The organism is Vibrio sp. Y42_MX_L11 (genome assembly GCF_024181785.1).
Taxonomy (GTDB): Bacteria; Pseudomonadota; Gammaproteobacteria; order Enterobacterales; family Vibrionaceae; genus Vibrio; species Vibrio diabolicus.
In genome coordinates, this window is the sequence record NZ_JAMZAP010000022.1 from 13251 (window position 1) to 32050 (window position 18800).

19 protein-coding genes are annotated in these 18800 nt (G+C 45.7%); 5 read left to right on the forward strand and 14 right to left on the reverse strand.

Annotated features, from left to right (window positions below; translation table 11 throughout):
• Window positions 1-102: 102 nt before the first annotated feature.
• The 5 genes from NL643_RS18840 to NL643_RS18860 form a co-directional block, all read right to left on the reverse strand.
• Window positions 103-534: a DUF4426 domain-containing protein gene (locus NL643_RS18840; RefSeq protein WP_005393982.1), complete on the reverse strand. Its 432-nt coding sequence runs from the start codon at window positions 532-534 to the stop codon at window positions 103-105.
• 127 nt (window positions 535-661) lie between these two features.
• A complete protein-coding gene (gene yggU / locus NL643_RS18845; RefSeq protein WP_048626014.1) occupies window positions 662-952 on the reverse strand; it encodes a DUF167 family protein YggU in 291 nt (96 codons plus the stop codon).
• Complete coding sequence (locus tag NL643_RS18850) at window positions 952-1509, reverse strand: YggT family protein (RefSeq protein ID WP_012841393.1); 558 nt, start codon at window positions 1507-1509, stop codon at window positions 952-954. Before NL643_RS18850 ends, yggU begins: the two co-directional genes overlap by 1 nt.
• A gap of 52 nt (window positions 1510-1561) precedes the next feature.
• A complete protein-coding gene (gene proC / locus NL643_RS18855; protein WP_253644973.1) occupies window positions 1562-2380 on the reverse strand; it encodes a pyrroline-5-carboxylate reductase in 819 nt (272 codons plus the stop codon).
• A gap of 157 nt (window positions 2381-2537) precedes the next feature.
• Window positions 2538-3239, reverse strand: a complete 702-nt coding sequence (locus tag NL643_RS18860) for a YggS family pyridoxal phosphate-dependent enzyme (RefSeq protein WP_253644974.1) — start codon at window positions 3237-3239, stop codon at window positions 2538-2540.
• Between the two features lie 28 nt (window positions 3240-3267).
• Here NL643_RS18860 and NL643_RS18865 point away from each other — a divergent pair, with 28 nt between their 5' ends.
• Together NL643_RS18865 and NL643_RS18870 are read left to right on the forward strand one after the other, a co-directional pair.
• Window positions 3268-4308: a type IV pilus twitching motility protein PilT gene (locus NL643_RS18865; RefSeq protein ID WP_005381015.1), complete on the forward strand. Its 1041-nt coding sequence runs from the start codon at window positions 3268-3270 to the stop codon at window positions 4306-4308.
• Window positions 4309-4328: 20 nt separating this feature from the next.
• Window positions 4329-5435, forward strand: coding sequence for a PilT/PilU family type 4a pilus ATPase (locus NL643_RS18870; RefSeq protein ID WP_006743091.1), 1107 nt, complete (start codon window positions 4329-4331; stop codon window positions 5433-5435).
• A gap of 61 nt (window positions 5436-5496) precedes the next feature.
• Here the strand turns inward: NL643_RS18870 and ruvX are convergent, their stop codons facing one another.
• The 8 genes from ruvX to metK all read right to left on the reverse strand — a co-directional run bounded on the left by ruvX (window position 5497) and on the right by metK (window position 12224).
• Window positions 5497-5922, reverse strand: coding sequence for a Holliday junction resolvase RuvX (gene ruvX, locus NL643_RS18875; RefSeq protein ID WP_005381017.1), 426 nt, complete (start codon window positions 5920-5922; stop codon window positions 5497-5499).
• Window positions 5923-5956: 34 nt separating this feature from the next.
• Window positions 5957-6520 (reverse strand): YqgE/AlgH family protein, encoded by a 564-nt coding sequence (locus NL643_RS18880; protein ID WP_253644992.1) that lies wholly within the window; start codon window positions 6518-6520, stop codon window positions 5957-5959.
• Window positions 6521-6647: 127 nt separating this feature from the next.
• Window positions 6648-7598: a glutathione synthase gene (gene gshB, locus NL643_RS18885; protein WP_253644975.1), complete on the reverse strand. Its 951-nt coding sequence runs from the start codon at window positions 7596-7598 to the stop codon at window positions 6648-6650.
• Window positions 7599-7611: 13 nt separating this feature from the next.
• Window positions 7612-8343, reverse strand: coding sequence for a 16S rRNA (uracil(1498)-N(3))-methyltransferase (gene rsmE / locus NL643_RS18890; protein ID WP_005393970.1), 732 nt, complete (start codon window positions 8341-8343; stop codon window positions 7612-7614).
• Window positions 8344-8459: 116 nt separating this feature from the next.
• Entirely contained in the window at window positions 8460-9155 is a 696-nt protein-coding gene (endA, locus tag NL643_RS18895) for a deoxyribonuclease I (protein WP_047008832.1), read from the reverse strand.
• A 150-nt stretch (window positions 9156-9305) separates the two neighbouring features.
• Window positions 9306-9803, reverse strand: coding sequence for a SprT family zinc-dependent metalloprotease (locus NL643_RS18900; RefSeq protein ID WP_012841396.1), 498 nt, complete (start codon window positions 9801-9803; stop codon window positions 9306-9308).
• 68 nt (window positions 9804-9871) lie between these two features.
• Window positions 9872-10669 (reverse strand): DUF2189 domain-containing protein, encoded by a 798-nt coding sequence (locus NL643_RS18905; RefSeq protein WP_253644976.1) that lies wholly within the window; start codon window positions 10667-10669, stop codon window positions 9872-9874.
• Between the two features lie 400 nt (window positions 10670-11069).
• Window positions 11070-12224: a methionine adenosyltransferase gene (metK, locus tag NL643_RS18910; protein WP_005381027.1), complete on the reverse strand. Its 1155-nt coding sequence runs from the start codon at window positions 12222-12224 to the stop codon at window positions 11070-11072.
• A gap of 315 nt (window positions 12225-12539) precedes the next feature.
• Here metK and tkt point away from each other — a divergent pair, with 315 nt between their 5' ends.
• A complete protein-coding gene (gene tkt / locus NL643_RS18915) occupies window positions 12540-14534 on the forward strand; it encodes a transketolase (RefSeq protein WP_005393956.1) in 1995 nt (664 codons plus the stop codon).
• 93 nt (window positions 14535-14627) lie between these two features.
• Here the strand turns inward: tkt and NL643_RS18920 are convergent, their stop codons facing one another.
• Window positions 14628-15521 carry a LysR family transcriptional regulator gene (locus NL643_RS18920; RefSeq protein WP_225462181.1) on the reverse strand — a complete coding sequence of 298 codons (894 nt, stop codon included), beginning with the start codon at window positions 15519-15521 and terminating at the stop codon, window positions 14628-14630.
• A gap of 140 nt (window positions 15522-15661) precedes the next feature.
• Between NL643_RS18920 and NL643_RS18925 the strand changes: the two genes are divergently transcribed.
• Window positions 15662-17620, forward strand: coding sequence for a ligand-gated channel protein (locus tag NL643_RS18925; RefSeq protein ID WP_253644977.1), 1959 nt, complete (start codon window positions 15662-15664; stop codon window positions 17618-17620).
• Window positions 17621-17751: 131 nt separating this feature from the next.
• Window positions 17752-18789, forward strand: a complete 1038-nt coding sequence (gene epd, locus NL643_RS18930) for an erythrose-4-phosphate dehydrogenase (RefSeq protein WP_253644978.1) — start codon at window positions 17752-17754, stop codon at window positions 18787-18789.
• Window positions 18790-18800: the final 11 nt, after the last annotated feature.

The window sequence follows — 18800 nt, forward strand, 5'->3', positions numbered from 1 at the left end:
AGTGATAGAGGAGAACAAATCGTTCTCCTCTAGATATTCTTTAACTAATAAGTGGTTTTTAGCCTGCTTAGATCCAAAAGCTTTTGGATCATCACAACCCAATTACTCTTCAACATAAAACTTCTGGGTGAATTTAAGCTTACCTGAGCCTTTGTTTCCAGCTTTTACGTCAATATCGAAAGTAAAAGTTTCTTCGTGGGTAATTGGCAGTTCGGCTAAATAGTATATCGCATTGCCTTCTTTGACTTCACGAAAGGACAAGGTCTGAGTTTGGCCGATGAGGTTTTTCGCGCGTCCAGCAATTTTTGCTTCTAATGCAGGCTTACCCAATGAAGCTCTATCTAGCACGCTAATATTAACCACAGCGAGGTATCCATTACGCTTGATATCGTAGCTACGTGCGACTTTCGGTGTTAAGAATGTCGAGTTAAACGCGACATAGTGTACTTCGATATCTTTCATATTTTTAAACTGATCGGCGAAGCTTGGTAACGACAATAGGCTGATCAGTAATGCGGTAATCCATTTGCTCATTGTTACTTCCTCAAAGCACTTGTTATAAAACAACCATAGCCGCAATTTTACCTTGGTCACGGGGTAAAAATGCGAACTCAGTCATTGGTACTAGTAAGTGTGGTACAAAATTGTAAATAAAAAGCCATCATAAGATGGCTTTAATTTCTGTCGGTATCTGGGTAGGTGATTCTATCCGAATTTGTTTGTGCCGTCCTAATTCACCTTTTTCTATGTGAACCAAACCCTTAGCGATTTTAAACTGCTTGGCTAAGAACTTAGTTAGGTGCGCATTAGCTTTGCCATCGACAGGTGGAGCAGTAATGGCGATTTTGAGCTCTTCACCATGCAAGCCAACAATTTTATCGCGGCTTGCTTTAGGTTGAATATAGAGCTTTAGGATGATGTCGTCGCCATCTTGCCAAACTGCGGCTGACATTATAATTGGAACCAAATTGGACCAATGATATCGCCCATCAAGAAATTCGCGAACTGCAAGCCGATAAACAGCACCAGTACGCTCAAATCAAGACCACCAATAGCCGGAATAATACGACGGATTGGTGCGCACATTGGCTCGGTTAATTGATGGAATACGTACTCGATAGGGCTGCGACCTTGGCTTACCCAGCTCAAAATTGCACGGATCAATAGTACCCAGAACAGCAGACCTCCAGCGGCTTTAATTAATGATAACAAGCCCAAGAACAAGAAATCAGCGCTGAAAGAGACGGAACCGTTCGAAGCTATCAGGATCAGAACGACAAATTTAAGCACACACAACACGTAGGCAAACAACACGGTTGCTAGGTCAATATTCCCCACGGAAGGAATAATGCGGCGCAGTGGACCAATGACCGGCTGAGTCGCTTTTACTATGAATTGCGAGAATGGGTTGTAGAAGTCTGCGCGTGCAGCTTGCAACCAAATTCGCAAAATTACGACCATGATGTACAGGTCAAATAGGGTTGAGATGAGAAAACTCATTGAATTCATAAGGTACCCTTAACAAGTGATGGATGATACTAAACGGAGTTCATCCAAATAATTAAAACAGTTTTTCCATTTCTTCCGCGCGAGCCACAGCAGCTTGCATGGCTTTAGCAACAATATCTGAAAGTTGATGTTCGTTGAATGTACGCAGTGCTTCTGCCGTTGTCCCACCTTTCGATGTCACGTTCTCACGCAGGGTCGATAGCTCAGTTTCTGGGTTGTTAACCACCATACTGGCCGCGCCCAATGCAGCTTGCTGAACCAATAGTCGAGCGGTGTCTTTATCAAAGCCTTGCGCAATCGCTTCTGCTTGCATCGCCTCCATAAACAGGAAGAAGTATGCCGGAGCACTGCCTGCTGCGGCAATCACATTATTAATACCAGACTCTCGCTCAACCCAACATACTTTACCGACCGCTTCCATTAACTCTGCGGCAAAAGCTTTGTCTTGCTCAGTTACATGGGCTGGTGCGAATAAACCACTCATGCCCAACCCAAGTTGTGATGGCGTATTTGGCATAACACGAACCAAGTTCAATTTGGTGTCTAGCATATCATCCAATCGTGAACAGTTGATGCCAGCGGCAATAGAAATCACCAGTTTATTAGTGAAATCGATCGCTTGCAGTGGTTTACAAACATCAGCCATCATTTGCGGTTTCACAGACAATACCACCACATCCGCCTCGGTCGCAGCTTGGATGTTATCGCTGGTGGTACGGATGCCAAAATCTTGTTCTAGCGGAAGACGGCGTGCCTCTGAAGGAGCTGTCGCGGTAATGTTTTGCGCTGGGTATCCGTTAGCAACCAAGCCAGAAACAATGGCTCTCACCATGTTGCCAGCACCAATGAAGGCGATTTTTTTATGTTCCATTTGTCTGATTTCCATCATGATATTTAGAGTTTATTGTGCGCTCAGGTGTATAATGGCGCCGCTGTTACTTACTGCTCCTATTGGCGAGTAAGATGATTGCGCGATTTACTCTTTAATTTAACGACGAATTTATGTCGCTAGTGAGCGTTTTGTTGATTTAGCTGTAGTCTCGCACGCCGAAAATAGCGGTTCCAATACGAACCATTGTACTACCAGCTTCGATTGCAGCGGTCATATCACCACTCATTCCCATTGATAATGTATCGATTTCTGGGAACTGTGCTTCGAGTGTTTGCTTCAATGTGGCCAACTTCTGAAACTCATGAAGCTGTGATTCGTAGTCAGACAGGTTGGCAGGAATCGACATCAACCCTCTTAAAGTGAGGTTGGGTAGGCGAGAAATCAACTCCGCCAGCTCGAATACTTCCGCTTCGGTGACACCAGACTTAGATGCTTCACCACTGGTGTTAACCTGAATCAGAACTTGTAGCGGTTTAAGTTCGCTTGGACGCTGATCATTCAGGCGTTGAGCAATCTTGGTTCGATCTATGGTGTGAACCCAATCGAAATGTTCGGCAACAAGTCGCGATTTATTCGACTGAATCGGGCCAATGAAGTGCCATTCGATTCGATTATCTGGATAATGCTCGGCAAAGTGCTGAACTTTACTGACGCCCTCTTGGACGTAGTTTTCACCAAAGGCGGTTTGTCCCGCTTGGTAGGCTTCGAGAATTGCCTCGACAGGTTTAGTTTTGCTTACCGCTAGAAGTTGCACTGACTCTGGAGTTCGACCACATTTTTGCTCGTCATATCGAATTTGAGAGGTGATATGTTCAATATTTTGTTGAATACTACTCATAGCTGTACTTTAGACTTAAGGATTTTAAATGGATATCACTGAGTTACTGGATTTTAGTGTAAAACATAATGCCTCGGATCTACATCTTTCTGCAGGTGTCCCACCAATGGTTCGTATTGATGGGGATGTGAGAAAACTAGGCATTCCAGCGTTTACACACCAAGAAGTGCATCGTTTGGTTTTCGAAATCATGAACGATGCCCAACGCAGTGAGTTCGAAGAAAAACTCGAAGTCGACTTCTCTTTTGAGTTGCATAACGTTGGTCGTTTCCGTGTCAACGCTTTCAACCAATCTCGTGGCTGTGCGGCAGTATTCCGTACCATTCCAAGTAGCATTCCAACTTTGGAAGAGCTGGAAGCTCCCGAGATCTTCAAAAAAATTGCGAACGCTGAAAAAGGCTTAGTTCTGGTTACTGGCCCAACAGGTTCTGGTAAATCGACGACCTTAGCAGCCATTGTTGACTACATTAATCGTAATCACAACAAGCACGTACTCACAATTGAAGATCCGATTGAATTTGTTCACAACAACAATAAATGTTTGATCAACCAGCGTGAAGTACACCGTGATACGCATAGTTTCCAAAACGCACTGCGCAGCGCATTGCGTGAAGACCCGGATGTCATTCTGGTTGGTGAGATGCGTGACAAAGAAACCATCAGCCTTGCGTTAACGGCGGCAGAAACGGGGCACTTAGTGTTCGGCACGTTACACACTAGCTCAGCGGCAAAAACCATTGACCGTATTATCGATGTGTTCCCTGGCAGTGATAAAGATATGGTCCGCTCGATGCTTTCTGAATCCCTTCGTTCGGTTATCGCGCAAAAGTTATTGAAACGTAATGGTGGTGGCCGTATTGCATGCCATGAAATCATGATGGCAACACCTGCGATTCGTAACTTGATCCGTGAAGACAAAGTCGCGCAGATGTATTCGATCATTCAAACTGGTGCGGCTCACGGCATGCAAACCATGGAGCAAAATGCTCGTCAGTTAATGGCACAAGGTATGGTCGCTCGTGAAGAGGTCGATAGTAAGATCGGGTTAGAAGTGCAGCAATTCTCGTAATACGTAGGTGAACACGGAAGATGGATCTAAATAAATTTCTCGAAGGTATGCTGGCGCTGAAAGCGTCGGATCTGTACATCACGGTTGGTGCGCCAATTTTGTTTCGCGTGGATGGCGAATTGCGACCTCAAGGTGAAAAACTCACCGAGAGTGATGTGGCGGCATTACTCGACAGTGCTATGGAGCCAGATCGGCGTCAGGAATTTCGTAAAAGTCGTGAATCGAATTTTGCCATTGTGAGAGATTGTGGCCGCTTCCGTGTTAGTGCTTTTTTTCAACGGGAATTACCGGGTGCGGTGATTCGTCGTATTGAAACCAATATTCCCACCTTTGAGCAATTAAAGTTACCGTTAGTGTTGCAAGATTTAGCGATAGCCAAGCGTGGTTTGGTGCTGGTGGTTGGTGCTACTGGGTCAGGTAAATCCACCACAATGGCGGCAATGACGGGCTATCGAAACAGCAACAAGACGGGACACATTTTGACGGTCGAAGATCCGATCGAATTCGTGCATGAGCACAAGCGCTGTATCGTGACTCAACGCGAAGTTGGGTTAGATACGGAAAGCTATGAAGTTGCGCTTAAAAACTCGCTGCGTCAAGCGCCAGATATGATTTTGATTGGCGAGATCCGTAGCCGTGAAACAATGGAATACGCGATGACATTCGCTGAAACAGGTCACCTGTGTATGGCAACGTTGCACGCCAACAACGCCAACCAAGCCTTAGAGCGCATTCTTCACTTGGTACCGAAAGATCAAAAAGAACAATTCTTGTTTGATTTGTCGATGAACCTAAAAGGTGTGGTTGGTCAGCAGCTGATCCGAGATAAGAATGGGCAGGGGCGTCATGGTGTGTTTGAGATCTTGCTAAATAGCCCACGAGTATCGGATTTGATCCGCCGCGGAGATTTGCATGAGTTGAAGTCAACCATGGCTCGCTCAAATGAGTTTGGTATGCTGACGTTCGATCAATCTCTTTATAAGTTGGTGATGCAAGGTAAGATCAGCGAAGAGGATGCGCTGCACAGTGCCGATTCGGCGAATGATTTGCGCTTGATGTTGAAAACGCAACGTGGCGAAGCATTCTCTACGGGCAGTCTTGCTAACGTTAAGATCGATATGGATTAAGCGTGTTTAGACGAAAAAAGGTTGGCACTTGCCAACCTTTTCTTGTTTTGAGTATTGTGTTTTATTCACCCCAGAGGGCTTCAAACCAGCTTTCTAGAATCACCACCGCTGACTGGCAGTCCACATTCCCTTTCGATAGGGCTTTGTAGCCGCCCATGCTGAACAACTCCGCACGAGCTTCTGCTGTAGATAAACGCTCATCATGCAGTTCAACAGGTAAGCCGTATCGGCCTTGCAGACGCTTAGCAAATTTTCGTGCACGAGGGGTTATGGTCTCAAGGTCTTTGCCATGAAGATCAGTTGGTAAACCGACCACTAGCAAATCTGGTTGCCACTCTTTGATTTGCTTTTCGATATCGTCCCAATTTGGAATACCGTCATTGGCTTTAAAGGCTTTTAATGGGGAAGCCGTACCAGTAATTTCTTGGCCAATAGCGCTACCAATGCTTTTGGTTCCAAAGTCAAAAGCCATAATTGTGCGTGACATAAGGTGTCTCTATCTAATGTAACTGTATTTCGGACTAAGCATGCCCAGAGTCTGCTGAAAGATGACTGGGGTCGATGCCCAGCTTTTCGATCGCTTTCTTCCAACGCTCGTTGATTGGTGTATTAAAGATAATTTCAGGCGTCGCTTCAATGGTGAGCCAAGAGTTTTCGACCAGCTCATTTTCTAATTGGCCTGCACTCCAACCTGAGTAGCCAAGTGCCACTAAGTAATCACTTGGTTCTGCTTCTGTTCCTAACACCGAAAGAATATCACGTGAAGTGGTTACAGCGAGGTCATCGGTCATTTGGACGCTGGACTCGTAGTAATCTTTAGGTTTATGCAGAATAAAACCACGATCTTCCGAGATTGGGCCGCCATTGTAGACTGGTCTATCTAGGCTGGCTTCAAATAGGCGCGGGTGTACTGGCTGAACTTCCACCTGCTTGAGCATGTTGCCGACGGTGATATCAACAGGAGCATTGATCATTAACCCCATAGCGCCGTCTTCGTTGTGCTCACAAACGTAGGTCACGCTGTTTTGAAAGTACGGATCTTTCATCCCTGGCATGGCAACCAAAAAGTGATTTGTGAGATTCATACTCATATTGACCCTTAACTCTCGTAAATGCCCTAAGCAAACATCATACAGTTTACCATCTAGGTATGTGCATGAGTTTGCTTAAGTTAATGTACTACGCTCTCTATTAACTGTAATACAGTTTGAGTTATTCGCCTTTTACTCGACGCTCAATCGCATCCATCAGTTTGCCAGTGATTGAGATGTCAAAAGCCGCTTCAATTTCGCGAATACAGGTTGGGCTGGTGACGTTGATTTCTGTTAGCTTGTCGCCAATTACGTCAAGGCCAACAAAAATAAGACCTTTTTCTTTCAGTGTAGGAGCGACAGTTTGAGCAATCTTAATATCGGTCTCGCTTAGTGGTCGAGCCTCACCTGTGCCACCAGCGGCTAGGTTGCCGCGCGTTTCACCTTTTGCAGGAATACGAGCTAGACAGTAAGGCATTGGTTCACCATCTACGACTAAGATACGTTTGTCACCGTTGCTGATATCTGGCACGAAGGTTTGCGCCATTGCGTAGTCTTGACCGTGGTTGGTCAGTGTCTCGATGATTACAGAGACGTTAGGGTCGTTTTCTTTTACGCGGAAGATAGATGCGCCGCCCATACCATCAAGCGGTTTTAGGATGACATCACCATGTTTTTCACGAAACTCTTTAATTTTCTCTGCTTTTCGCGTCACGATTGTCGTTGGTGTCAGCTCAGGGAACCACGCTGTAAACAGTTTTTCATTACAATCACGTAGACTTTGAGGTTTGTTAACGATCAGTGCACCTTGTTCTTCTGCACGCTCAAGGATGTAAGTCGCGTAGATGTATTCTGTGTCAAACGGAGGATCTTTACGCATTAGTACAGCGTCTAGCTCAGACAGTTCGATCGTTTGCTCTGATTTGAACTCGTACCAACCGTTTGGATCTTCTTTTAGCTCCACCACTTTAGTATCTGCAATGGCAACGCCTTGATCTAGATGCAGATCATTCATTTCCATGTAGTGGATTTCATAGCCGCGTCGTTGCGCTTCAAGCATCATGGCAAAGCTAGAGTCTTTTTTGATGTTAATGGACGAAATTGGGTCCATCACAATGCCGAGTTTGATCATTATTTTTCTCCGTTTAACCAAGATCGCCGAAACGAACTTGTAAGGCTGTAATTGCTGTCAGAGCCGCTGTTTCGGTGCGCAGAACGCGAGGGCCGAGTAGCGTTTCTTCAAATTGATATTCTCGAGTCATCTCGATCTCTTCAGACGATAAACCGCCTTCAGGGCCGATCAGTAGGCGCACTTTCTCAACAGGTGTTGGCAGTGTGTTGATTGAGTAGTTAGCACGAGGATGAAGATTGAGCTTTAAGCCATCGTACTCTTCTTTACACCACTCTTCCAAGCTCATAATTGGACGAATTTCTGGAACGACATTGCGTCCACACTGCTCACAGGCACTGATGGCGATTTTTTGCCATTGCGCGAGTTTTTTCTCAAAGCGCTTTTGGTCAAGCTTGACGCCACAACGCTCGGAAATCAGAGGTGTGATGGTATTGACGCCAAGTTCCACTGACTTTTGGATAGTGAACTCCATCTTATCGCCACGTGAAATAACTTGACCAAGGTGCAGGTCTAAAGGGGATTCAATACTGTTTTCTACACGCTCAGTAATGTTAACCAAAACCGTCTTTTTGCTGACTTCACTGATAACCGCTGGGAATTCTGCGCCGCTGCCGTCAAATAGGAGAACGTCTTGGCCTTCTTTCATGCGCAGAACACGGCCAATATGGCCTGCTGCGTCGTCACTTAAAGCAAGTGAGCCAAGTTGATGAATGGTTTCTGGATGATAAATTCGAGGGATACGCATGAGATTTCCAGCAAGAGAATAAACTTAAACCCTAACATGGATGCTTTCCACCGAAAAAACAAGGGGCAAGAAGCGTTTCAATATCAGTTATTGAAACGCTTCAAGGTAGAGGAGCACTAGAGTGCGCGACAGGCTTTTTGAACAAATGGGTTATGATTGCCTTGTACTTTGGCAATGCGCTCGTCACGCTCACATTCCCATTTATCGACTGGGTAGGTTTTGTTCCAAGCACTCATCAACTGCGTTTGCTGTTTTGATAATTTAAAGCCGTACTCTTTGCTCATGTATAGGTAGGTACGAGCAATCGAACCTCGAGCACGGTCTGGTGGCATGACTTTACGCTGCTTAAAGTTCACTTGCATCTCACAGCGACCATAACTCACGCCATCGATACCGTTCCATTGGCTAAAGTTGTAGTTCGAACGGTCACCGTTTACTTCACCAATGGCAGGGGTTAGGTTGTGCAGGTCTGCTTCCATCAAGCGAAAGGTTTTGTCTTTTTTCTTGCAGTTTTTACGTCCGCCATCTTGCCAGCATTGACGCTGGTGGCCAAATTGCCACGCAGGTACAACGTGCTCCCATTCGATTCGTGCGGCCCGCTTTTCCTGTTTACGGACTTGGTAACCGCAAGAGGCTAAATCTGGGGAGCCTTTTTTGCCTTGCCATTGAATGTTGCAGCCACAGTAAAAGCTCGTTGGATGGTCTTGATAAATTTTTACCGCCTCACGTTTGGCGGCAGAGAATGAGCTTGGTGGCGCGGCAACCGCAGTGCTAGAAAGCGCGATAAGTAACAAAGAGAATAGGTATTTCATGATTAAAGTCTTTATAAAGTATGACTTTATTCATGATAACACGCATAAAATAGCTTTAGTGATGAGTAAGTTAACAATAAGTGGCGAGGGGAAGGTTTTGATAAACTCGATCTTTATTTTGGGAACGCAAGTAACACTATGAGATATAGATTACGATAATTGAACGCCCGTGAAGTTAAGTGGTTGGCGGCATTTTTGACAAGAGTACGTTGCCTCTTTGCGCAGCACTTTATTATGACGGCGAATCGATAGAGGGTAGGTCATACAACCACAACGATACTCAAAGGTTTTACCTTGAACGGATTTTACTTCAAAGCTGTGAGTGGTTTTGGCTGGCACTTTAAATACGGCTTCCATGACACCTTGCCATTCTTTGCCGTGAGGTCTAACTCGTCCGTAAACCTGATAGGTAATTAGGTGTGCTACCTCATGAGGAATGACTTCATCTAAGAATGCTTGGGTGTTTTCGCGAAATAAAACGGGATTTAGGCGAACTTGATTTAATTGAAGGTAGGCTTTTCCTGCCGCTTTCCCGCGGACGTTGAAGGTGACCGTTGGAATAGGGAAAGAACGTTTGAAAGCTTGCTCTGCCATCGCGATGCAATCCGCCATCACTTGCTTGGCTTTATAGCTTAGTTCTATATCCACAACTCACCTCGATAAATCAAATAAAAAAGCCCCCGCATTCGCGAGGGCCAGATCATAGCATCAGTTAATTACGGAGTGTATTTTTTCTTGATGGTGGCATGGTAAGCGTGCCATGTACCGTAGCCTAGAATTGGCATGGTAAACAACATTCCGATCCCGTACGTTGCAAAGCCGATAAGAATACCGCCGCAGATGATCGCTGCCCAAACAATCATCGCTGGAATGTTGAATTTCACCGCATTAAAGCTGGTAAATACAGCGGTCATCATGTCTACGCGACGCTCCATCATAAGCGGAATAGAAAAGGCTGAAATGCTAAACACCACACAAGCCAAAACAAAGCCAACTAAAGATCCTATCACAAGGAAGGGTAGGAACTCACTTAAAGATGCCCCTTGAACAGAAGGGTAAAGCGCATGAAGTAGAGCGGCAATGCGCATCCAAAATATCATACACACTGCGAGTAACACGGCGAATGCCCATTGAGATGTTGAGTTACGACCGATCGCTTTCATGGAATGGAACAAGCTAGCTTTGTGTCCGCGCTCTCTCTCCCAACTGGCATCATACAAGCCGAGCGCGAGAAATGGACCGATTAACATGTAAACAATCAAACTGGGCATGACGACCAAGTGTGTGCCTTGCCACTGTACGAGCAAAACAATGCCTATCGCAGCCGCCATAAAACAGATGCCATAGAAAGCACTGATGAGGGGCATTCGCACGAAATCATGCAGACCTAATGCGAGCCAATGAAAAGGTGCAGAAAGATTGACCGTATTACACGGTATGGTTCTGGCGTATTCTTTATCTGGCACTTCCTTTCGCTTGTTGTGGAAGTCCGATGGATTAACAGTTCGAGGCATAACTCCTCCTTGATTTATTCCCACATTATCCGCTTATACCAACTGACAGCGGTTTTTGTTCAGTCAAACTTGAAGCGACTTTTTCAAGTTTACATCTGAGCATTGGCTTAGTTTGGTATCGGCCATAAAGATGCCTGACTCGTGTCTTTATTAAGTGTTGCTGCCACATCGCCAGCATCCGACGTCTCTATTTAAATTGGAATTAACAATATTTTAACTATTGGCGGAGATGGGATAATTTACAAATAATTGCTGAAAATTTATTCGGTATAAAAGTGAGGGAAAAACACGACTACTTCGTGAGGCGGGGCGGTATTAGTCGAAATGGCTGGATAAAAGTTGCTGAAAATAAAAAGCCCCCGCCATAGGCGAGGGCTTGATTGATTCTTGCTTGGCTTGATTATTTGATGCCAGCGAAATCACGTAGAAGTGCAGCTTTGTCTGTCGCTTCCCACGGGAATTCTTCACGACCGAAGTGACCGTAAGCGGCTGTCTTCTTGTAGATAGGTTGAAGAAGGTTAAGCATTTCTTGTAGACCGTATGGACGTAGGTCGAAGAATTGACGAACCGCTTCAATGATGATGTCGTGAGATACTTTCTCAGTACCGAACGTTTCCACCATGATAGACGTTGGATCAGCAACACCGATTGCGTAAGAAAGTTGGATCTCACAACGGTCAGCCATGCCAGCCGCTACGATGTTTTTCGCTACGTAACGTGCTGCGTATGCTGCACTACGGTCAACTTTTGATGGATCTTTACCAGAGAACGCACCGCCACCGTGACGAGCTGCGCCGCCGTAAGTATCTACGATGATCTTACGACCTGTTAGACCACAGTCACCCATAGGACCACCGATTACAAAGCGACCAGTTGGGTTGATGAAGAAGTTTGTTTCTTTGTTGATCCACTCAGAAGGTAGCACTGGTTTAATGATCTCTTCCATTACCGCTTCACGCAGGTCTGAAGTTGAGATTGAATCACAGTGTTGAGTTGAAAGAACAACCGCGTCGATACCAACGATGTTACCTTGATCGTATTGGAATGTTACCTGAGATTTTGCATCAGGGCGCAACCAAGGTAGTGTGCCGTTTTTACGAACTTCTGCTTGCTTTTGAACAAGACGGTGAGAGTAAGTAATTGGCGCTGGCATTAGTACTTCAGTTTCGTTACAAGCGTAACCAAACATGATGCCTTGGTCGCCTGCACCTTGTTCTTTAGGGTCAGCTTTATCAACACCTTGGTTGATATCTGGCGACTGTTTACCGATTGTGTTTAGTACCGCACAAGAATCTGCGTCAAAGCCCATATCTGAATGTACGTAGCCGATTTCACGAACGGTTTCACGAGTTAACTCTTCGATGTCTACCCATGCTGAAGTCGTGATTTCACCACCCACCATTACCATACCGGTTTTAACGTAAGTCTCACATGCAACACGAGCCTTTGGATCTTGCTCTAGAATCGCGTCAAGAACCGCATCAGAAATCTGGTCTGCAATTTTATCTGGATGACCTTCTGATACTGACTCAGAAGTAAACAGGTGCTTAGCCATGTTAGCTCCACTATATCTGGTTTAAAACTGGGGAATGATAAACTCTCCAGCGCAAATTAATACTAATTTTTGTAGGTGTATCTACATCTAGACGTCTATTCTAAATTTGATTGCTCGAATTACAAGCTCTTTTTTGGTTTTTGTTATAACCAAACGTTTGCCTGATTTATTGATAATTTTAAGAACTTCGAACGATTTGGCGTGAAAGGTGCAATATTTGTGAGGTTTTGGACTGGAAAACGTTTGCACACCCAACAGGGCTTTGAGAGAATTATGACCTACTTTTCGTTTCGCTTAATGTACTCAGGAGCAGACATGTCGTCTCGTAAACATCTTGCCAATGCAATTCGTGCTCTAAGCATGGATGGTGTTCAACAAGCTAACTCAGGCCACCCAGGCGCACCAATGGGTATGGCTGATATCGCTGAAGTTCTTTGGCGCTCTCACCTAAACCACAACCCATCAAACCCAGAGTGGGCCGACCGTGACCGCTTCGTGCTGTCAAACGGTCACGGCTCAATGCTTATTTACTCTCTACTGCACTTAAGCGGTTATGAGCTATCTATTGACGATCTGAAAAACTTCCGTCAATTGCACTCAAAAACCCCAGGTCACCCAGAGTACGGCTACGCGCCTGGTATCGAGACAACAACGGGTCCTCTTGGCCAAGGCATCACTAATGCTGTTGGTATGGCTATCGCAGAGAAAGCACTAGCGGCACAGTTCAACAAAGAAGGTCACGACATCGTTGACCACTTTACGTATGTGTTCATGGGTGACGGCTGTCTAATGGAAGGCATCTCGCACGAAGCATGCTCTCTAGCAGGTACGCTAGGTCTAGGCAAACTGATTGCGTTCTGGGATGACAACGGCATTTCTATCGACGGTCACGTTGAAGGTTGGTTCTCTGACGATACACCTAAGCGTTTTGAAGCTTACGGCTGGCACGTAATCCCAGCGGTAGATGGTCACGATCCTGAAGCAATCAACGCAGCGATTGAAGCGGCTAAAGCGGATCCTCGTCCGACTCTAATCTGTACTAAAACAATTATCGGTTTCGGTTCTCCTAACAAGTCTGGCTCACACGACTGTCACGGTGCACCATTAGGTCACGATGAGATTCAAGCGGCTCGCGAATACCTAGGTTGGGAGTACGGTCCATTTGAAATCCCTGCAGATGTTTACGCTGAGTGGGATGCAAAAGAAGCAGGTGCAGCGAAAGAAGCGGCTTGGAATGAAAAGTTCGAAGCATACGCAGCAGCTTACCCTGCAGAAGCAGCAGAGCTTAAACGTCGTCTAAACGGCGAACTTCCAGCGGAATGGGAAGAAAAAGCGAACCAAATCATTGCTGATCTTCAAGCAAATCCAGCGAACATTGCATCACGTAAAGCATCGCAAAATGCACTAGAAGCGTTTGGTCAAATGCTTCCTGAATTCATGGGTGGCTCCGCTGACCTAGCGCCTTCTAACCTGACCATGTGGTCTGGTTCTAAGTCTCTAGAAACGGATGACTTCTCTGGCAACTACATTCACTACGGTGTACGTGAATTCGGTATGACTGCTATCATCAACGGTATTGCATTGCACGGTGGTTTCGTTCCTTACGGTGCGACATTCCTAATGTTTATGGAATACGCGCGTAACGCAATGCGTATGGCTGCGCTGATGAAAATTCAGAACATCCAAGTGTACACGCACGATTCGATCGGTCTTGGCGAAGATGGCCCAACTCACCAACCTGTTGAGCAAATGGCATCTCTACGCGTAACGCCAAACATGAGCACATGGCGTCCATGTGACCAGGTTGAGTCTGCCGTAGCATGGAAACTAGCGATTGAACGTAAAGATGCACCAACAGCACTTATCTTCTCTCGTCAAAACTTAGCGCAACAAGATCGTACAGCTGAGCAAGTAGCGAACATCGCGAAAGGTGCATACATCCTGAAAGATTGCGAAGGCAAGCCAGAGCTAATCCTTATCGCAACAGGTTCTGAAGTTGAGCTAGCAGTAGAAGCTGCGACTCAACTAACGGCAGAAGGTAAGAAAGTACGCGTTGTTTCAATGCCATCAACGGATGCATTCGACAAACAAGACGCCGCTTACCGTGAAGCAGTATTGCCATCAGACGTAACAGCACGCATCGCTATCGAAGCGGGCATCGCAGACTTCTGGTACAAGTACGTTGGTTTCGATGGTCGCATCATCGGCATGACGACATTTGGTGAATCTGCACCTGCTGGTCAGCTATTCGAGATGTTTGGCTTCACGACTGAAAACGTAGTGAACACAGCAAAAGAATTGCTAGCGTAATTGCTAGATTGTCTCAATAGTCGAACGTAAAGGACGACTGTTAGATAATAAAGTTGGAAAGGCCATCATTGCGATGGCCTTTTTTGTTTTTTGTCAGGTTTTCCAACTTTGTGGAATGCTTTGGTGAATACAGTCTAAAAGTACGGATAAGCGTAATGGCGGTCTTCCTGCAGGCGTATAGCAGTTAATGGAGATGGGCTCTGAAAGCCAACCTTCTAAGCAAGGTGTGATTCGACCCGGATGATGTTTCTCGTAGCCGCTTGCTGTCCAAGTTGGCAGCAGTCCTATACCATGACCATTCGCGATGCTGTCGATCTGCATTGCGATGTTGTCGCTGTATAAGCGACTCACAAATGGTTCTAAAAAGAACTCACCGTGTTGGGGGTGTGTGAGCATCAATCCATTTTCTTGTACCGAGCCAAAATCGATCCACGGATGCGCTTCAAGCTCTTTGGGGTGCAGGATCGAACCGTGCTTATCAAGATAAGCTGGAGAGGCAAAGGGCGTGTAACGAAATGAGCCTAATACCTCTTTGCGCCAATCGAGATCTTTACGCTCACCGAGCCAGATGAACAAATCTGGGTCATGGTGCGCTTCAGAAAAGTCACTGGTAAGTTGGACCCTAACGTCAGGATTATCGGCAAGAAAACCGTTGAGCACACCACCTAGCCAACTTCTAACTAATGCTGTGTGACAAACAATATGTAGCGGCCCTGAAACTTGGTTTGTTAAACCTTGAAGCGCGTCATAACTCTCTTCACTTAGCTCAAGAATCTGGCGACTGTAGTGGGCAAAAATTTCTCCCGCTCTTGTCAGAACTAATCGGTTACCTTGTCTTGCGGTTAGAGCCTGACCGAAATCTTCTTCTAATTGTGCCAAGCGACGACTCAGCGTTGATTTAGGCTGGTTAAGGGCCTTGGCAGCGGCGGTCAAACTCTTATGCTGATTGAGCGCATCAAAGGCTCGAATTGATGCTAAGTCGTGCATATTTCATTTACTCCTTACTGCGTTATGCACGGGTTCCATAAATGGGAAGAACCGTTCCATAACTCTCACTATGCATCTCATTCTATTTGTGAATAATTCACTTTCGAAAATAATAATCATTATCAATTATGGAGATATAGATGTCTACTCTTAGACTGCCAGTTATTACTGCAACTGGTATTTTAGCCTTCGTCAGTGTCCCTCATGTGTTTGCCAATGATGCAGTTTCTAAAATGGAAACAGTGGTTGTAACTGCATCAAGTTATGAGCAATCTCAAGCGGACGCGCCTGCAAGTATTAGTGTGATTTCGCGTGAGGAGTTGGACTCTCGTTATTACCGCGATGTGACTGATGCACTAAAAAGTGTGCCTGGTGTTGTCGTGACAGGCGGTGGTGACACTACCGACATCAGTATCCGTGGTATGGGCTCCAAATACACTTTGATACTGGTCGATGGTAAACGTCAAAGCACACGTGAAACTCGTCCAAATAGTGACGGCCCTGGTATCGAACAAGGTTGGTTGCCTCCTCTTCAAGCGATTGAGCGAATTGAAGTTATCCGTGGTCCAATGTCGACGCTTTATGGCTCTGATGCGATTGGTGGTGTAATTAACGTGATCACGCGAAAAGACGCGATGGAGTGGACAGGTAATGTTCAGCTAGACACGGTTCTGCAAGAAAACAGTCGCTCGGGCGGAGAGCAGAGCGCGAATTTCTTCGTCAATGGGCCGCTAGCCGAAAATCTATCTCTCCAAGTATACGGTCAGTATACCGCAAGAGAAGAAGACGATATTGAATACGGTTATGAAGATAAAGATATGCAAAGTATCTCTTCAAAACTGACCTACCAGATTAATGACCGCCATTCTGTGCAGCTAGAGGGTGGCACATCGGCACAAAGTCGTCGCGGTAACGTTGGCCTTTCCGTACCAACGACGGGTTGCCGAAGAGGTTGTGAGGATTCACTCAACGAATATCGTCGTAATTATGTAACGCTAAGTCACAATGGCGACTGGGACTCGGTTGGCATCTCAGATACTTACTTACAACGTGAAGAGAGCGAAAACAAATCTCGTGAGATGACGATCACCAACACCACATTCAAGTCGAGCTTAGTGACTGGAATTGGAAACCATACGCTGACGACTGGTGTGGACGCCACTCATGCAGAGCTTGAGGATTTCACCTCCAACAAAGCGTCATCGAAGACCGAAACATCGAATACGCAGTGGGCTGTTTTCATTGAAGATGAATGGAGAATCGCCGATCCGTTTAGCGTTACGCTTGGTGGTCGTCTAGATCATGACGAAAACTATGGCGCGCACTTTAGTCCGCGTGTCTATGGTGTATGGCGAGTTGACCCGTCTTGGACTGTGAAAGGCGGTGTGGCAACAGGTTTCCGTTCTCCGCAATTACGTGAAATTACTCCTGGTTGGGCGCAAGTCAGTGGCGGCGGTAATATCTACGGTAACCCAGACCTTGATCCTGAAACGTCGCTAAACAAAGAAATCAGTGTCTTGTATCAAGGTGACTCTGGTTTAGATGTCTCTTTGACTGCGTTCCATAATGAGTTCAAAGACAAGATCACACGTGTTGTTTGTCCAGATACCATCTGTACAGATGGACCAAACCAATGGGGTGCAGATCCAACGTACCGCATTAACGTGGACGAAGCGGTCACACAAGGTATTGAAGCGACCTTAGCATCGCCATTAACGGAAACCATTTACCTCAGTTCGAGCTACACATTTACCGACTCAGAGCAAAAAACAGGTGAATACAAAGGCATGCCGCTGCAGCAGTTACCAAAGCATCTGTTCAATGTGGATGTAACTTGGCAAACAACAACAGATCTAGAAAGCTGGGCTAAAGTCACTTACCGAGGTAAAGAAATGGATCCGGTTACTGGCCCATCAAGAAACAGTATCGTAGAGCCTGCTTATACTTTTGTTGACGCTGGTGTGACATACCAGTTAACCGATAATACTCGTATTAAAGGTGCGATCTATAACTTGCTGGATGAGGAAATCAGTTACGAAGAATACGGATATGTCGAAGATGGTCGTCGCTACTGGTTAGGTTTAGACGTCGCATTTTAATTATTGTTGTAATAAGGCCGAGCATTGTCTCGGCCTTTTTTAATCCTGCTTTACTATGATTCAACAGGTGCGTTTTTCAGCCTGATCAGGTAGTATCTGTGACACGAAATTTTTGGTAGGGCGAAGGATAAATGCTAAAGGTTGCGATCAATGGATTTGGACGTATAGGTCGTAATGTTCTGCGAGCCGTATATGAAAGCGGAAAACATCGGCAGATCAAGGTTGTGGCGGTTAACGAATTAGCGCAGCCAGAAGCGATGGCGCACCTACTGCAATATGACACTAGTCATGGTCGCTTCGGTAAAAAAATCTCCCACGACCAAGAACACTTGCATGTTCATCATGACAGCGGCGAATATGACTCTATTCGCATTCTTCACCTCTCTGAACTCGAACTACTTCCTTGGCGCGATTTAGAAGTCGATATTGTCTTGGATTGCACTGGCGTGTTTGGTTCACAAGCCGATGGGCAAGCGCATATAGAAGCTGGCGCGAAGAAAGTGCTGTTTTCACACCCGGGCGCAAACGACATAGATAATACGATTATCTATGGTGTGAACCACGAAACTCTGAAAGACGAGCACCGTGTTGTCTCCAATGGCTCTTGTACTACCAACTGTATCGTTCCCATCATTAAAGTGTTAGACGAAGCCTTCGGTATTGAGTCCGGTACCATTACCACGATTCACTCTTCCATGAACGATCAGCAAGTAATCGATGCGTACCATAACGATCTACGCCGTACCCGCGCTGCTAGCCAATCTATTATTCCGGTTGACACCAAGTTGCATAAGGGGATTGAAAGAATCTTCCCGAAATTTTCCAACAAATTCGAAGCAATTTCTGTTCGTGTCCCAACCGTTAACGTCACCGCAATGGATTTAAGTGTCACAATTAATACAAATGTGAAAGTTAATGACGTAAATCAAACCATTGTTAACGCATCTCAGTGTACATTACGTAACATTGTTGACTATACTGAATCGCCACTCGTTTCCATCGACTTTAACCACGACCCCCATAGTGCGATTGTAGATGGAAGCCAGACTAGAGTGAGTAACGGGCAACTAGTAAAAATGCTCGTTTGGTGCGACAACGAATGGGGCTTTGCTAACCGGATGCTGGATACTGCCTTAGCAATGCAAGCTTCTTCTCAAGTGGAGCAGTAATGACGAAGAAG

What these genes read in the sequence shown, in the direction of transcription:
- gshB (WP_253644975.1), bottom strand. Translation starts at nt 7,598, where the DNA reads ATGATCAAACTCGGCATTGTGATGGACCCAATTTCGTCCATTAACATC.
- NL643_RS18850 (WP_012841393.1), bottom strand. Translation starts at nt 1,509, where the DNA reads ATGAATTCAATGAGTTTTCTCATCTCAACCCTATTTGACCTGTACATC.
- metK (WP_005381027.1), bottom strand. Translation starts at nt 12,224, where the DNA reads ATGGCTAAGCACCTGTTTACTTCTGAGTCAGTATCAGAAGGTCATCCA.
- proC (WP_253644973.1), bottom strand. Translation starts at nt 2,380, where the DNA reads ATGGAACATAAAAAAATCGCCTTCATTGGTGCTGGCAACATGGTGAGA.
- NL643_RS18905 (WP_253644976.1), bottom strand. Translation starts at nt 10,669, where the DNA reads ATGCCTCGAACTGTTAATCCATCGGACTTCCACAACAAGCGAAAGGAA.
- ruvX (WP_005381017.1), bottom strand. Translation starts at nt 5,922, where the DNA reads ATGTCACGCACAATTATGGCTTTTGACTTTGGAACCAAAAGCATTGGT.
- NL643_RS18925 (WP_253644977.1), top strand. Translation starts at nt 15,662, where the DNA reads ATGTCTACTCTTAGACTGCCAGTTATTACTGCAACTGGTATTTTAGCC.
- NL643_RS18920 (WP_225462181.1), bottom strand. Translation starts at nt 15,521, where the DNA reads ATGCACGACTTAGCATCAATTCGAGCCTTTGATGCGCTCAATCAGCAT.
- yggU (WP_048626014.1), bottom strand. Translation starts at nt 952, where the DNA reads ATGTCAGCCGCAGTTTGGCAAGATGGCGACGACATCATCCTAAAGCTC.
- endA (WP_047008832.1), bottom strand. Translation starts at nt 9,155, where the DNA reads ATGAAATACCTATTCTCTTTGTTACTTATCGCGCTTTCTAGCACTGCG.
- NL643_RS18840 (WP_005393982.1), bottom strand. Translation starts at nt 534, where the DNA reads ATGAGCAAATGGATTACCGCATTACTGATCAGCCTATTGTCGTTACCA.
- epd (WP_253644978.1), top strand. Translation starts at nt 17,752, where the DNA reads ATGCTAAAGGTTGCGATCAATGGATTTGGACGTATAGGTCGTAATGTT.
- rsmE (WP_005393970.1), bottom strand. Translation starts at nt 8,343, where the DNA reads ATGCGTATCCCTCGAATTTATCATCCAGAAACCATTCATCAACTTGGC.
- NL643_RS18870 (WP_006743091.1), top strand. Translation starts at nt 4,329, where the DNA reads ATGGATCTAAATAAATTTCTCGAAGGTATGCTGGCGCTGAAAGCGTCG.
- tkt (WP_005393956.1), top strand. Translation starts at nt 12,540, where the DNA reads ATGTCGTCTCGTAAACATCTTGCCAATGCAATTCGTGCTCTAAGCATG.
- NL643_RS18860 (WP_253644974.1), bottom strand. Translation starts at nt 3,239, where the DNA reads ATGAGTAGTATTCAACAAAATATTGAACATATCACCTCTCAAATTCGA.
- NL643_RS18880 (WP_253644992.1), bottom strand. Translation starts at nt 6,520, where the DNA reads ATGAATCTCACAAATCACTTTTTGGTTGCCATGCCAGGGATGAAAGAT.
- NL643_RS18865 (WP_005381015.1), top strand. Translation starts at nt 3,268, where the DNA reads ATGGATATCACTGAGTTACTGGATTTTAGTGTAAAACATAATGCCTCG.